Source organism: Pseudomonas sp. NBRC 111133, from assembly GCF_001320605.1.
Classification (GTDB): domain Bacteria; phylum Pseudomonadota; class Gammaproteobacteria; order Pseudomonadales; family Pseudomonadaceae; genus Aquipseudomonas; species Aquipseudomonas monteilii.
Genome location: NZ_BCBJ01000019.1, coordinates 43,658 through 58,179 on the forward strand (window position 1 = coordinate 43,658; position 14,522 = coordinate 58,179).

The following is a 14,522-nucleotide window of genomic DNA, read 5'->3' on the forward strand; positions in this document are numbered from 1 at the left end:
AGGAGATTCCATCATCTGCCTGCAACACCGGGCGACCTGATCCAGCTGCGACCTGTACCCGCCCCATATGCGACAGCACTGTGCCATTAGCGCCATCGGCTCACGCCGGCCTGCGCGATCCTTGCATGCCAAAGCGTTGGCGCCGGGCTACTATCTACCCTTTTGCGCCTGACGATGGACCGCCCGATGCCCAGCTCTGCCCGCCTGCTGTTGCCGTTGTACCTGCTTGCCTGCCTGTTGGCCCTGCTGGGGCTTGCAGGGCTCTGGTACGGGCTTGGCAAGCCGGTGCACCTGCCGGATGCGGCCAGCCCGACGCACAAGTTGCAGTGCGCGTCCTACACGCCGTTCGACAAGGACCAGTCGCCCTACGACCAGCCGTTTCGCCTGCGCCCGGCACGCATGGACGCCGACCTTGCGTTGCTGGCTGAGCGATTCCAGTGCATCCGCACCTATTCCATGACCGGTCTTGAGGCAATCCCCGCGCTGGCGCGCAAGCATGGCCTGAAAGTGATGCTGGGTGCCTGGGTCAACGCCCACCCGGCCGATACCGACAGGGAAATCGACCTGCTGATTGCCGCCGCCAACGCCAACCCGGATGTGGTCAGCGCGGTGATCGTCGGCAACGAAACCTTGCTGCGCAAAGAGGTGACCGGCGCACACCTGGCCACGCTGATCGCCCGTGTGAAGCGCCAGGTGAAGGTGCCGGTGACCTACGCGGATGTATGGGAGTTCTGGCTGCAGCACCCGCAGGTAGCGCCGCAGGTGGACTTCTTGACTATCCACCTCTTGCCCTACTGGGAAGACGACCCACGCGGTATCGACGAAGCCTTGGCCCATGTGGCCGATGTGCGCAGGGTGTTCGGCACACGCTTCGCCCCCAAAGACATCCTGATCGGCGAAACCGGCTGGCCCAGCGAAGGGCGCCAGCGGGAGACCGCAGTGCCCAGCCGGGTCAACGAGGCGCGTTTCATTCGCGGCTTTGTGGCCATGGCTGAGAGCAACGGCTGGCGCTACAACCTGATCGAAGCATTCGACCAACCCTGGAAACGTGCCAACGAGGGGGCCGTCGGCGGTTACTGGGGGCTTTACGATGCCGACCGTCAGGACAAGGGCGTGCTGGAGGGGCCGGTGAGCAACCTGCATTACTGGCCGCAGTGGTTGCTGGCCTGCGCATTGTTGATGCTGGCCATGCTGTTACTTGCCGGGCGCCCCGCAACGGTTCAGGCAGCCTTGCTGCTGCCATTGCTGGCGGCGATTGGCGCCGGATGCCTGGGGTTGTGGGGTGAGCTGATGCGCACCCATGCGCGCTTTGCCGGGGAGTGGGTATGGGCGGTGGCGCTGGCCGGGTTGAACCTGCTGGTGCTGGCCCACGTGTTGCTGGCCCTGGCGCAGCGGGCCGGCTGGCGCGAGCGGTTGTTCGCCTGGCTACAGGCACGGGCAGGCTGGCTGTTGCTGGCGGCGGGCTTTGCCGCAGCGGTGAGCATGTTGGCGATGGTGTTCGACCCACGCTATCGCAGCTTCCCCAGTGCGGCGCTGGCGTTGCCGGCGCTGGTCTATGTGCTGTGGCCGGTACGGGCACGGCGTGCCGAGGTGGCGCTGCTGGCGTTCATTGTTGGGGCCGGGGTGGCGCCGCAGTTGTTCGTGGAAGGGCTGGAAAACCAGCAGGCTTGGGGCTGGGCGGTGGTGAGTGTGCTAATGACAGCGGCTTTGTGGCGGAGCTTGCGGCTGCGTTCGGCTTGATTGCTATGGTGGGGCGGAAATCGAGCGCCGCCCACGCGGCGCATCGCGAGCTGCGCTCGCTCCTACGTTTATTTCGGGCCAATTATTCCTGTGGGATTTGAGCGCGTACGCCTTGGCGCAAGGCGCAATATCGCGTCGTACAAACCAGGCAGTCGCGCGCGCCTGTCACAGGCATCACTGGCCCGAAATAAACGTAGGAGCGAGCGCAGCTCGCGATGCGCCGCGTGGGGGGCGCTCGATTTCCGCCCCACCGCAGTACCCAAGGCATGCACCTTTGAGCCCCACTGCAATTACCGAACCAACCGCAACCCCGCCAGCACCAGCGCAAACACCGCAATGCTGGCGGTATACAGCACAAGCGCTGGTACCGCGAAGAGCAGGGCCAACACCGCCAGCCACCAGCCGGTGCGGCGGGTCACCACCTGCGCCAACAACGCAAGGCCCAGCCCGGACCAGGCCATCACCTGATGGTGAATGCCCAATCCCAGCAACGACCGCACCTCACACTGCCAGTACGCCGCAGGTGTCGTACACAACCCCACCCACTGCCCGTCCTCCATCAAGCCGTAACGCACGCCATAACTGGCCGCAAGCCACAACCCCAGAAACAGCACAAGCAGCGCAGCCGGCAGCGTACGAGACATCCCGTTCTCCAATAGCGGTAATCGAAAGCATCCATGATCGCTTATGCCCCGATGTAAGGCAAAATCACAACCCTGCAGCTATGTTGCAGATAACCGGCACACCAAAGGCCACCGCGCCAGGCAACTTTGCCTGCGTTGATGTGGTCCTAGCCTGCACACCGCTCGACCTTGCGTTCTTTTGGGGGACTACATGCTTCGATCTTTGCGCCTCGCTGCCCTGCTCGGCAGCCTGCTCATGGCTGTGGCCGCTTCGGCGCGGGACATCGACGCCGCGAGTTATGGCTACCCCTTGACCAACCCGTTCGAGGCCACCATCGCCACCACGCCGCCGGACCAGCGCCCGACCCTGCCCAGCGACGACGAAATCACACAGTCCGACTACAGCCTCAACCTGCGCCCGGAGCGTGAGTTCACCCTGCCCGACAACTTCTGGGCAGTGAAAAAACTCAAGTACCGCCTGGCCCGCCAGGACCGCGAGGCGCCGCTGATCTTCATCATTGCGGGTACCGGCGCACCGTACTCCAGCAGCATCAACGAATACCTGAAAAAGCTGTTCTATCAGGCCGGTTTCCACGTAGTGCAATTGTCGTCGCCCACCAGCTACGACTTCATGAGCGCCGCTTCGCGCTTTGCCACCCCCGGTGTCAGCAAGGATGACGCCGAAGACATGTACCGGGTGATGCAGGCCGTGCGCGCCCAGCACCCGCGCCTGCCAGTCAGTGACTTCTACCTCACCGGCTACAGCCTGGGTGCGCTGGATGCGGCCTTCGTCAGCCACCTGGACGAAACCCGCCGCAGCTTCAACTTCAAGCGCGTGCTGCTGCTGAACCCGCCAGTCAACCTGTACACCTCGATCAACAACCTGGACAAGCTGGTGCAAACCCAGGTCAAGGGCATCGACCGCAGCACCACCTTCTACGAGCTGATGTTGCAAAAGCTCACGCGCTACTTCCAGGACAAGGGCTACATCGACCTCAATGACGCCCTGCTGTACGACTTCCAGCAGTCGCGCCAGCACTTGTCCAACGAACAGATGGCCATGCTGATCGGCACCTCGTTCCGCTTCTCGGCGGCCGACATTGCCTTTACCTCCGACCTGATCAACCGCCGTGGCCTGATCATTCCGCCGAAGTTTCCGATCACCGAGGGCAGTAGCCTCACGCCGTTCTTCAAACGTGCCCTGCAGTGCGACTTCGACTGCTACATGACCGAGCAGGTGATCCCCATGTGGCGCGCCCGCACCGACGGCAACAGCATCCTGCAACTGGTCAACCAGGTAAGCCTGTATGCCCTGGAAGACTACCTGCGCAGCAGCGACAAGATTGCCGTGATGCACAACGCTGACGACGTCATCCTTGGCCCCGGCGATATCGGCTTCCTGCGCAAGGTGTTTGGTGACCGGCTGACCCTCTACCCCCATGGCGGCCATTGCGGCAACCTCAACTACCGCGTCAACAGTGACGCCATGCTGGAGTTCTTCCGTGGTTAACAAACTCCTCTTTGCCACTGCCCTGCTGGCTGCCGGCCACGCGCTGGCCGCCGAAACCGCCCCACGGGCCAGCGTGGTCGAAGCCGACCCTCAGGTGACTGCCGCACCACTGGCGCCCGAAGCAGACGGCTTTCTCGACCCGCTGCGCGAGTTGAAATTCAACCCCGGGCTGGACCAGCGCGAGTTCGAGCGCTCTACCCTGGAGGCGCTGAACGTGTACGACCCGCTGGAGTCGATCAACCGGCGCATCTACCACTTTAACTACCGGCTGGACCAATGGGTGCTGCTGCCGCTGGTGAGTGGCTACCAGTACGTCACCCCGCGCTTCGTGCGTACCGGGGTAAGCAATTTCTTCAACAACATCGGCGATGTGCCGAACCTGTTCAACAGCGTGCTGCAGCTGAAAGCCAAGCGCTCGGCGGAGATCACGGCGCGGCTGATGTTCAACACCATCATTGGTGTGGGTGGGCTATGGGACCCGGCCACCAGCATGGGCCTGCCGCGTCAGAGCGAAGACTTTGGCCAGACCCTGGGCTTCTACGGCGTGCCGGACGGGCCGTACCTGATGCTGCCGGTGCTGGGGCCATCGAACCTGCGCGATACCACCGGGGTGGTGGTGGACTATGCGGGCGAGCAGGCCATCAACTACCTAAATGTGGCCGAAGCCAGCACCGACCATCCGGAAATCTTTGCCTTGCAGGTGGTGGACAAGCGCTACACCACCAAATTCCGCTATGGGCAGCTGAACTCGCCGTTCGAGTACGAGAAGGTGCGGTACGTGTATACCCAAGCGCGCAAGTTGCAGATAGCCGAGTAAGCAGGCCCGGCCTGTTCGCGGGCAAGCCCGCTCCCACAGGGACTGCACAATGCCTGAAGGTTGTGCGGTTCCTGTGGGAGCGGGCTTGCCCGCGAAAGGGCCAGAACAGGCAACATCAAATCCCCAGGAACTGACACAACTCCCGCTTCTTCGCCAAAGCATCCCGCCGCCCCAGCTCGATCAGCTCACTGCAATAGCTCGCCTCGAACAGCAAATAGCTCAACACCCCGGCCCCGCTGGTCCGCGTCGCCCCCGGCCCACGCAGGAACAAGCGCAACGCCGCCGGCAGCTCACGCCGGTGCCGTGCGGCAATCTCGTCCAGCGGCTGGCTGGGCGCCACCACCAGTACGTCGATCGGCGCCAGCCCCAGGCGACGGGCATCCAGATGTGCCGGTAGCAACCGGCTCAAATGATTGAGCCGCTGCAGCAATTCGATATCGTCTTCCAGGCTGTCAATGAACGTGCTGTTGAGCATGTGCCCACCAATCTGTGCCAGGCTCGGCTGCTGCCCGCTGAACACCCGCTGGGTCGGCAACGGCGGCGCTGGCCGCTGCGGGTTGCCACTGACCCCGACCACCAGCACCCGGCTGGCGCCCAGGTGCAAGGCCGGGCTGATGGGCGCCGACTGGCGGACTGCACCGTCGCCGTAATACTCGTCGCCCAGTTGCACCGGGGCAAACAGCAGCGGAATGGCCGCACTGGCCAGCAGGTGGTCGATGGTCAGCGGCGTGGGTACGCCAATGCGGCGGTGACGCAGCCAGGCCTCGATGCTGCCACGGCCCTGGTAGAAGGTGACCGCCTGACCAGACTCGTAGCCAAAGGCCGTGATTGCCACGGCGCGCAACTGCTCGGCGGCCAGGGAATGGCCGATGCCGTCCAGGTTCAGGTGTGCCTCCAGCAAGCCTCGCAAGGGACTGCTGTCCAGCAGCGCCACGGGTGCCGGGCCACCAATGCCTAACAGGTTGTGGCCAACGAAGCGACTGGCCTGGCGCACCACCCCGGGCCAGTCGCTGCGGATGACCAGGTGGCTGCGAAAGTTCTGCCAGAAGGTGGTAAGCCGTTGCACGGCGTCGTTGAAATGAGTGGCACCGCTGGCCAGGGTCACGGCATTGATGGCACCGGCAGAGGTGCCGACGATGACCGGAAAGGGGTTGTGCGCGCCGGCCGGCAGCAGCTCGGCGATGCCGGCCAGTACGCCGACCTGATAGGCCGCGCGGGCGCCGCCGCCAGAAAGGATAAGACCGGTTACCGGAGGTGGGGCCATGGCATCCTTCCTGGTTCAGCTGCTTTCAGCGCTTTTTCTTGTCATAGAGCCGCGGCGCACCCTCAGGCCGCGACTTGAACCGGCGGTGCGCCCACAAGTATTGCTCAGGGCACTCGCGCAGCACACTTTCAACCCACTGGTTGATGCGCAGGCAATCAACCTCTTCACTCTCCCCAGGGAAGTCTTGCAGCGGCGGGTGGATCACCAGACGATAGCCGCTGCCATCCTCCAGGCGCTTCTGGGTGAACGGAATCACCTGCGCCTTGCCCAGCCGGGCAAACTTGGTAGTGGCAGTTACCGTCGCAGCCGGGATACCGAACAGCGGCACGAAAATGCTCTGCTTGGCGCCGTAGTCCTGGTCCGGTGCGTACCAGATCGCACGGCCCGAACGCAGCAGCTTGAGCATGCCGCGCACGTCCTCACGCTCCACCGCCAGCGAGTCGAGGTTATGCCGCTCACGCCCACTGCGCTGGATGAAGTCGAACAACGCATTGCCATGCTCGCGGTACATACCGTCGATGGTGTGCTGCTGGCCCAGCAGCGCCGCGCCGATTTCCAGCGTGGTGAAATGCACCGCCATCAGGATGGCGCCCTGCCCCGCCTGCTGGGCGGCCTGCAGATGCTCCAGCCCTTCGACATGGGCCAGGCGCGCCAGCCTGGCCTTGGGCCACCACCAGCTCATGGCCATTTCGAAGAAGGCGATACCGGTGGACGCAAAATTGGCCTTGAGCAAACGCTGCCGTTCGTCGACCGACAGCTCCGGGAAACACAGCTCCAGGTTGCGTGCGGCAATGCGCCGACGCTCACCGGCAAAGTGATACATCACGGCACCCAACCCGGCACCGATTTTCAACAGCACCCGGTACGGCAACTGGACCACCAGCCACAGCAGGCCCAGGCCCAGCCACAGGCCCCAGAACTTGGGATGAAGGTAATAGGGACGAAAACGCGGGCGTTCCATTGAAGCATCCGGAAAGACAAAGGCCGCGCATTCTACAACGGATCAGTGCATGTTGCGGGCAACCGGTGTTCTCGTTATAAGTCAGGGCACTTTTTTCGCAACAAGCCGTCTATGCAGACCATGAGCCCAAACCACACACCCGACACCGCCTCCGTGTTCCAGCTCAAGGGCAGCATGCTCGCCATTACCGTACTGGAACTGGCGCGCAATGACCTTGAAGCCCTCGACCGCCAGCTGGCGGCCAAAGTCGCCCAGGCACCGAACTTCTTCAGCAACACGCCGCTGGTGCTGGCGCTGGACAAACTGCCAGCCGACGAAGGGGCAATCGACCTGCCCGGCTTGATGCGGATCTGCCGCCACCACGGCCTGCGTACCCTGGCCATCCGCGCCAACCGCATCGAGGACATCGCTGCCGCCATCGCCATCGACCTGCCGGTACTGCCGCCTTCCGGCGCCCGCGAGCGGCCACTGGAGCCCGAGCCCGAGGTGGTCAGAAAGCCCGAGCCGGCCCCGGCCCCACCACCGGCACCGGAACCCGAAGTGCGCCCGACCCGCATCATCACCTCGCCGGTACGCGGCGGCCAGCAGATCTACGCCCAAGGTGGCGACCTGATCGTTACCGCTTCGGTCAGCCCGGGTGCGGAACTTCTGGCCGATGGCAACATCCATGTGTACGGCGCCATGCGCGGCCGCGCCTTGGCCGGCATCAAAGGTAACACCAAGGCGCGTATTTTCTGCCAGCAGATGACCGCCGAAATGGTCTCGATCGCCGGCCAGTACAAGGTCTGCGAAGACCTGCGCCGCGACCCGCTGTGGGGCACCGGCGTGCAAGTCAGCCTGTCTGGTGACGTGTTGAACATCACCCGTCTTTAACGGATACTTGCCAGCATTTTTAGAGCAACTTTTTTACCGTTGCCGTTATTTAAGCTATTTCAGTTATTTGCAGGGACCCGTGTCCCGACTATTTTAGGGGTGAAACACCTTGGCCAAGATTCTCGTGGTTACTTCCGGCAAGGGGGGTGTGGGCAAGACCACCACCAGCGCCGCCATTGGTACCGGCCTCGCACTGCGTGGCCACAAGACCGTCATCGTCGACTTCGACGTGGGCCTGCGTAACCTCGACCTGATCATGGGCTGCGAACGCCGCGTGGTGTACGACTTCGTCAACGTGGTCAACGGCGAAGCCAACCTGCAACAGGCCCTGATCAAGGACAAGCGCCTCGAGAACCTGTACGTGCTGGCCGCCAGCCAGACCCGTGACAAGGACGCGCTGACCCAGGAAGGCGTTGAAAAGGTGCTGATGGAGCTGAAGAAAGACTTCGACTTCGTCATCTGCGACTCGCCAGCCGGTATCGAGAAAGGCGCGCACCTGGCCATGTACTTCGCCGACGAAGCCATCGTGGTCACCAACCCGGAAGTGTCCTCGGTACGTGACTCCGACCGCATGCTGGGCATCCTGTCGAGCAAGTCGCGCCGCTCCGAAAACGGCGAAGAGCCAATCAAGGAACACCTGCTGATCACCCGCTACCACCCCGAGCGCGTGGAAAAGGGCGAAATGCTGAGCATCGCCGACGTCGAAGAAATCCTGGCGATCAAGCTCAAGGGCGTGATTCCCGAGTCCCAGGCCGTGCTGAAGGCTTCCAACCAGGGTATCCCGGTCATCCTCGACGACCAGAGCGATGCCGGCCAGGCCTACAGCGACACCGTCGACCGTCTGCTGGGCAAAGAGAAGCCCCTGCGGTTCATCGAAGTGCCGAAGCAAGGATTCTTCGCGCGCCTGTTTGGAGGCAAGTAAACCATGAACCTTTTTGACTTCTTTCGTGGCAGACAGAAACAGACCAGCGCGTCGGTAGCGAAAGAGCGTCTACAGATCATCGTGGCGCACGAGCGCGGCCAACGCAGCGAACCGGACTACCTGCCGGCGCTGCAGAAAGAACTGCTGGAAGTCATCCGCAAGTATGTGAACATCGGCAACGATGATGTGCATATCGAGCTGGAAAACCAGGGCAGCTGCTCGATTCTGGAGCTGAACATTACCCTGCCGGATCGCTGATCCGCGCTACCGGGAATTTGGGGCTGCTGTGCAGCCCATCGCGACACAAGGCCGCTCCTACAAGGGAATGCACTCCCCTGTAGGAGCGGCCTTGTGTCGCGATGGGACGCAAAGCGGCCCCAATAGCTTTCCCCGATTTAACAGAGACCACGCAATGCCGCTGTCGAACATCCAGATCCTGCACGAAGACGCCGCCATCCTCGTGATCAACAAGCCGACCCTGCTGCTGTCGGTGCCCGGCCGCGCCGAAGACAACAAGGACTGCCTGATCACCCGCCTGCAGCAAAACGGCTACCCTGATGCGCTGATCGTGCACCGCCTGGACTGGGAAACCTCCGGCATCATCCTGCTGGCCCGCGATGCCGACAGCCACCGCGAGCTGTCTCGCCAGTTTCACGACCGCGAAACCGAAAAGGCCTACACCGCGTTGTGCTGGGGCCAACCGGCGCTGGACAGTGGCAGCATCGACCTGCCACTGCGCTACGACCCGCCAACCAAGCCACGGCATGTGGTGGACCACGAACAGGGCAAGCACGCACTGACCTTCTGGCGCATCGTCGAGCGCTGTGGCGATTACTGCCGGGTGGAACTGACGCCGATTACCGGGCGTTCTCACCAGTTGCGTGTGCACATGCTGTCGATCGGGCATCCGCTGCTGGGTGACCGGCTGTATGCCAACCCTGAGGCGCTGGCTGCGCATGAGCGGCTGTGCCTGCATGCATCCATGCTGAGCTTTACCCACCCGGTGTCGGGGGAGCGGTTGAAGTTCGAGTGCCCAGCGCCCTTCTGAATGTGTACTGCCTTTACAGGCCTCTTCGCGGCTTTAGCCGCGAAGAGGCAGACACAATTTGTCGACTTAATACGCTAAACTCGCGCCACTGCTGTCTGGAGTGAGCTATGCGCGACGCACTGAATTCTGGCCTTATCGACTTCCTCAAGGCCTCCCCCACGCCCTTCCACGCCACCGCCAGCCTGGCCCAGCGCCTGGAAGCGGCCGGCTACCAGCGCCTGGACGAGCGCGACAGCTGGGCCACCGTGCCCGGCGGCCGCTATTACGTCACCCGTAACGACTCCTCAATCATCGCCATCAAGCTGGGCAAGCAAGCCCCCCTGCTGAACGGCATCCGCATGGTCGGCGCCCACACCGACAGCCCGTGCCTGCGGGTGAAACCGCAGCCCGAGCTGCAGCGCCAGGGCTTTCTGCAACTGGGTGTCGAGGTGTATGGCGGTGCCCTGCTGGCGCCGTGGTTCGACCGCGACCTGTCGCTGGCCGGGCGCGTTACCTACCGCCGTGACGGCAAGGTTGAAAGCCAGCTGATCGACTTCAAGCTGCCGATCGCGATCATCCCCAACCTGGCCATTCACCTGAACCGCACCGCCAATGAAGGCTGGGCGATCAACCCGCAGAACGAGCTACCGCCCATCCTCGCCCAGGTGGCCGGAGACGAGCGCATCGACTTCCGCGCCCTGCTCACCGAGCAACTGGCCCGCGAGCACGAGCTGATCGCCGACGTGGTGCTGGATTACGAGCTGAGCTTCTACGACACCCAGGATGCCGCACTGGTCGGCCTGAACGGCGACTTCATCGCCGGCGCCCGCCTGGACAACCTGCTGTCGTGCTACGCCGGCCTGCAAGCCTTACTGGCCGCCGACAGTGATGAAACCTGCGTGCTGGTGTGCAACGACCACGAAGAAGTCGGCAGCTGCTCAGCCTGCGGCGCCGATGGCCCGATGCTGGAGCAGACCCTGCAGCGCCTGCTGCCGGATGGCGACGCCTACGTGCGCACCATTCAGCGCTCGCTGATGGTGTCGGCGGACAACGCCCACGGCGTGCACCCCAACTACGCCGACAAGCACGACGGCAACCACGGGCCCAAGCTGAACGCCGGGCCGGTGATCAAGGTGAACAACAACCAGCGCTACGCCACCAACAGCGAAACCGCCGGGTTCTTCCGCCACCTGTGCATGGCCGAAGAAGTGCCGGTGCAGAGCTTTGTGGTGCGCAGCGACATGGGCTGTGGTTCGACCATCGGGCCGATTACCGCCAGCCACCTGGGGGTGCGCACGGTGGACATCGGGCTGCCGACCTTTGCCATGCATTCGATTCGTGAACTGTGCGGCAGCCATGACCTGGCGCACCTGGTGAAGGTGTTGACCGCCTTCTACCGTAGCCGCGAGTTGCCTTGATGTAGGCAGGTCCGGCCCTATCGCGGTTTTATCCGCAAAGGGCCGGACCTGCTCAAGGTCAATCCCGCCTCGCTTGCCACCCGCTATGCTTGATACATGGCCCCACTGCAAAAGGATTGCTGTCCATGTCCCCGTTCCTGTCCCTGTTCGTGCCGGTGTTCCTGTTTCTGATGCTGCTGACCATCGGCTTCAGCATGCGCGAACGCAATATCGGGGTACTGATGATGTGGATCGGCACCTTGGGTATCTTCGGCCTCACCTGCTGGAAGATCCTTGAGAAACTGCCGTCATAAACCTCTACACTCGGTCAATCGTTTGACCTGAGGTAGATTTGCCAGTGCCTGCCCTCCTGCGTTACCTGTTCCTGCTGCTGTTGCTGTTCATCACCCCGGTAAAGGCGGCGGGCCTGCCTGGCCTGCTGGGTGGCAGTGCGCCTGCGCAACCGGAGGCCACCGAGCCGCTGGGCAAGTCGCTGGACGAGGTGATCAAGAACCTCGAAAACGATCAACAGCGGGCCAAGCTGCTGGCCGACCTGAAAAAGCTGCGCGACGCGACCAAGCAGTCGCAACCCAGCGTCGAACAGGGCGTGCTCGGGCTGATCGGCGGTGCCCTGCATGACTTCGAAAAACAGTTCAGCGGCGACGCCAGCCCGTTCCATCGCTGGGCGGCGGAAATCGAACAGGCCCAGGCGGAACTGACCGAACTGATGGTGCCGGTGCACCAGTGGCCAGCCATCCTGTTCGGCTTTGCCGCTGTCATTGCCGTGTGGAGTGTGCTGGCCTACGCCTTCAACTGGGTCGGGCACCGGATACGCCTGCGCTTTGGCCTGAGCGAAGAACTACCGCAACACCCGCGCACCTGGGACCTGGTGCGCTTTGCCTTGCGCAAGCTCGGCCCATGGCTGGTGGCGCTGGTATTCACCGTTTACCTGAGTTTCGTGCTGCCGCCGTCGCTGGGCAAATCGCTGGCCATGGTGCTGGCCTACGCGCTGGTCGTGGGCACTTGCTTCTCGGCCATCTGCGTCATCGCCTTCTCGCTGCTGGACGGCCCGCACCGCCACCGCGCCCTGCACATCCTGCGGCGCCAGGCGTTCCGCCCGTTGTGGCTGATCGGCAGCTTCGCTGCGTTCGGCGAGGCCATGAGCGACCCGCGCATGCTGGTTGCACTGGGTACCCACCTGGCCCATGCCCTGGCCACCCTGGCCAACGTCATCGCCGCACTGTGCACCGGGCTGTTCATCCTGCGCTTTCGCCGCCCCATCGCCCACCTGATCCGCAACCAGCCGCTGTCGCGGCGCCTGACCCGGCGCACCCTGAGCGACACCATCGAGATTCTCGGCAGCTTCTGGTTCATTCCGGCACTGATTCTGGTGGCCATTTCGCTGTTCGCCACCTTCATCTCGGCGGGCGACACCAGCACCGCCCTGCGCCAGTCACTGATGTGCACGGTGCTGGTGGTGGTGTGCATGGTGCTGAACGGACTGGTACGCCGCCATGCGGCCAACCCCAAACGCGCCAACAAGCGCCAGGCCGTGTATGCCGAGCGCCTGCGCAACTTTGGCTACCTGCTGGTGCACCTGTTCATCTGGCTGGTATTCATCGAGCTGGGCCTGCGTGTGTGGGGCCTGTCGATGATCAGCTTCGCAGAGGGCGACGGCCACGACATCAGCCTGCGCCTGCTGGGCCTTGCCGGCACACTGATCGTCGCCTGGCTGGTGTGGATCCTTGCCGACACCGCCGTGCACCATGCCTTGGTGCGCTCGCGTCGGGGCCTGGCCAACGCCCGTGCGCAAACCATGATGCCGTTGATCCGCAACGTGATGTTCGTGGTCATCTTCATCATCGCGGTGATCGTTGCCCTGGCCAACATGGGCATGAACGTCACCCCGCTGCTGGCCGGTGCCGGTGTGATCGGCCTGGCCATCGGCTTTGGCGCACAGTCACTGGTGGCGGACCTGATCACCGGGCTGTTCATCATCATCGAGGACTCGCTGGCCATCGACGACTACGTGGACGTGGGCGGCCACCTGGGCACGGTGGAGGGGCTGACCATTCGTACCGTGCGCCTGCGGGACATTGACGGCATCGTGCATACCATCCCCTTCAGCGAGATCAAGAGCATCAAGAACTACTCGCGGGAGTTTGGCTATGCGATTTTCCGCGTGGCGATTCCGCACAACATGAACATCGACCAGGCGATCACGCTGATTCGCGAAGTGGGGCAAAAGCTGCGCAATGACCCGCTGATGCGCCGCAACATCTGGTCGCCACTGGAACTGCAAGGGGTGGAGAGTTTCGAGTCGGGGTCGGCAATTTTGCGGGCGCGGTTCAAGACGGCGCCGATCAAGCAGTGGGAAGTGTCGCGGGCCTTCAACCTGGCGCTGAAGCGGCAGCTGGATGAGGCAGGGCTGGACTTGGCGACACCACGGTTGTCGGTGCAGGTGGTGACTGCGGGTGGTGGTGGAATGGCGCAATCCGGCGCCTCCAGCTAGGCCCTAACCCGCCACGGCACGAATACGAATGGCATCATGCCGCCAATACTCCAGGTCACAGTCGATCAGGTGCCCATGCTGATCACTGTTGACCCGCGTGATGTGCAGCCCCGGGCTGCCCGTCGACACCTTCAGCGCCCCCGCCGCCTCTACCGGCAACGCCGTCGGCAGGATCTCGAAGCACACCTGCCCGTACCGGATGCCATACACCCGCCCATATATCTCGGTAAGCGATTGCGCCAGCTCCTGTTCGAGAATCCCCGGAAAGTACCGGGGGTTCAGGTAATGCTCGGCATACAGCACCGCCCGCCCATCAATCCGCCGTAACCGGCAGATACGCACCACACTGGACAAGGCCGGCAGCTGCAAGCGTGCGCAGATGGCCGCCGAGGCTGGCTGCAAGCGCGCCGACAGCAGCTCGGTACTGGCCACCCGCCCTTGGTCGCGCACCATGGCATGGAAGTGACTGCGCTCGATCAGGTCGTAGGTCAGCCGCTCGGGTGCAACGAACCAGCCGCGGCGTTCTTCACGGTAGATCAGGCCTTGGGCCTCCAGCTGCGCCAGCGCCTCACGCAGGGTGATGCGCGTCGTGTCGAACACCTCACTGAGTTTGCGCTCGGCCGGCAGCTTGCCCCCCGGGGCCAGCAGGCCGTGCTCGATCTGCTCCTGCAGGGCATGGCAGATGGCTGTTACCGCACGCGGTGGCATCGACTGCATCAAAGGTTACCTATCTGGACTAGTCCAGCCCCAGAACAGGGCACTTGGAGAATAGTGCAAGCCTAGGCAGGGCTGATGAACATCCCGTGACAACGCTGCAACCATACTGTTGCCAGAATCGGGCCAGCCCAGAAAAACCGGGGCTGTGGCATGGTCTAC

14 protein-coding genes are annotated in these 14,522 nt (G+C 63.3%); 10 read left to right on the plus strand and 4 right to left on the minus strand.

The window, feature by feature from the left end:
- Positions 1 to 174: 174 nt before the first annotated feature.
- Entirely contained in the window at positions 175 to 1,740 is a 1,566-nt protein-coding gene (locus APH36_RS03985) for a hypothetical protein (RefSeq protein ID WP_060497575.1), read from the plus strand.
- Between the two features lie 290 nt (positions 1,741 to 2,030).
- On the opposite strand, the gene APH36_RS03990 is transcribed toward APH36_RS03985, so the two are convergent.
- Positions 2,031 to 2,384: a hypothetical protein gene (locus APH36_RS03990; protein ID WP_060497576.1), complete on the minus strand. Its 354-nt coding sequence runs from the start codon at positions 2,382 to 2,384 to the stop codon at positions 2,031 to 2,033.
- A 190-nt stretch (positions 2,385 to 2,574) separates the two neighbouring features.
- Between APH36_RS03990 and APH36_RS03995 the strand changes: the two genes are divergently transcribed.
- Together APH36_RS03995 and APH36_RS04000 are read left to right on the plus strand one after the other, a co-directional pair.
- Positions 2,575 to 3,873: a serine/threonine protein kinase gene (locus tag APH36_RS03995; protein WP_060497577.1), complete on the plus strand. Its 1,299-nt coding sequence runs from the start codon at positions 2,575 to 2,577 to the stop codon at positions 3,871 to 3,873.
- Positions 3,866 to 4,690, plus strand: coding sequence for a VacJ family lipoprotein (locus APH36_RS04000; protein ID WP_082426333.1), 825 nt, complete (start codon positions 3,866 to 3,868; stop codon positions 4,688 to 4,690). Before APH36_RS03995 ends, APH36_RS04000 begins: the two co-directional genes overlap by 8 nt.
- 115 nt (positions 4,691 to 4,805) lie before the next feature.
- Here the strand turns inward: APH36_RS04000 and APH36_RS04005 are convergent, their stop codons facing one another.
- Together APH36_RS04005 and APH36_RS04010 are read right to left on the minus strand one after the other, a co-directional pair.
- Positions 4,806 to 5,954: a patatin-like phospholipase family protein gene (locus tag APH36_RS04005; protein ID WP_060497578.1), complete on the minus strand. Its 1,149-nt coding sequence runs from the start codon at positions 5,952 to 5,954 to the stop codon at positions 4,806 to 4,808.
- A 25-nt stretch (positions 5,955 to 5,979) separates the two neighbouring features.
- Positions 5,980 to 6,915 (minus strand): lipid A biosynthesis lauroyl acyltransferase, encoded by a 936-nt coding sequence (locus APH36_RS04010; protein WP_060497579.1) that lies wholly within the window; start codon positions 6,913 to 6,915, stop codon positions 5,980 to 5,982.
- 111 nt (positions 6,916 to 7,026) lie between these two features.
- Between APH36_RS04010 and minC the strand changes: the two genes are divergently transcribed.
- From minC to APH36_RS04040, 7 genes are all read left to right on the plus strand, one after another.
- A complete protein-coding gene (gene minC / locus APH36_RS04015; protein WP_019097103.1) occupies positions 7,027 to 7,788 on the plus strand; it encodes a septum site-determining protein MinC in 762 nt (253 codons plus the stop codon).
- 109 nt (positions 7,789 to 7,897) lie between these two features.
- Complete coding sequence (gene minD / locus APH36_RS04020; RefSeq protein WP_016715526.1) at positions 7,898 to 8,710, plus strand: septum site-determining protein MinD; 813 nt, start codon at positions 7,898 to 7,900, stop codon at positions 8,708 to 8,710.
- Between the two features lie 3 nt (positions 8,711 to 8,713).
- A complete protein-coding gene (minE, locus tag APH36_RS04025; protein WP_003252572.1) occupies positions 8,714 to 8,968 on the plus strand; it encodes a cell division topological specificity factor MinE in 255 nt (84 codons plus the stop codon).
- Positions 8,969 to 9,122: 154 nt separating this feature from the next.
- Positions 9,123 to 9,758: an RluA family pseudouridine synthase gene (locus APH36_RS04030; RefSeq protein WP_060497580.1), complete on the plus strand. Its 636-nt coding sequence runs from the start codon at positions 9,123 to 9,125 to the stop codon at positions 9,756 to 9,758.
- 107 nt (positions 9,759 to 9,865) lie between these two features.
- On the plus strand, positions 9,866 to 11,155 hold the full coding sequence (locus APH36_RS04035) for a M18 family aminopeptidase (protein WP_016715525.1): 1,290 nt from the start codon (positions 9,866 to 9,868) through the stop codon (positions 11,153 to 11,155).
- Between the two features lie 125 nt (positions 11,156 to 11,280).
- The gene (locus APH36_RS32005; protein WP_016715524.1) at positions 11,281 to 11,448 is read left to right on the plus strand and encodes a hypothetical protein; all 168 of its coding nucleotides are present in this window, start codon (positions 11,281 to 11,283) and stop codon (positions 11,446 to 11,448) included.
- A 44-nt stretch (positions 11,449 to 11,492) separates the two neighbouring features.
- A complete protein-coding gene (locus APH36_RS04040; RefSeq protein WP_060497597.1) occupies positions 11,493 to 13,646 on the plus strand; it encodes a mechanosensitive ion channel family protein in 2,154 nt (717 codons plus the stop codon).
- Between the two features lie 3 nt (positions 13,647 to 13,649).
- Here APH36_RS04040 and APH36_RS04045 read toward each other — a convergent pair whose 3' ends face one another.
- Complete coding sequence (locus tag APH36_RS04045) at positions 13,650 to 14,363, minus strand: UTRA domain-containing protein (RefSeq protein WP_060497581.1); 714 nt, start codon at positions 14,361 to 14,363, stop codon at positions 13,650 to 13,652.
- Positions 14,364 to 14,522 lie beyond the last annotated feature (159 nt).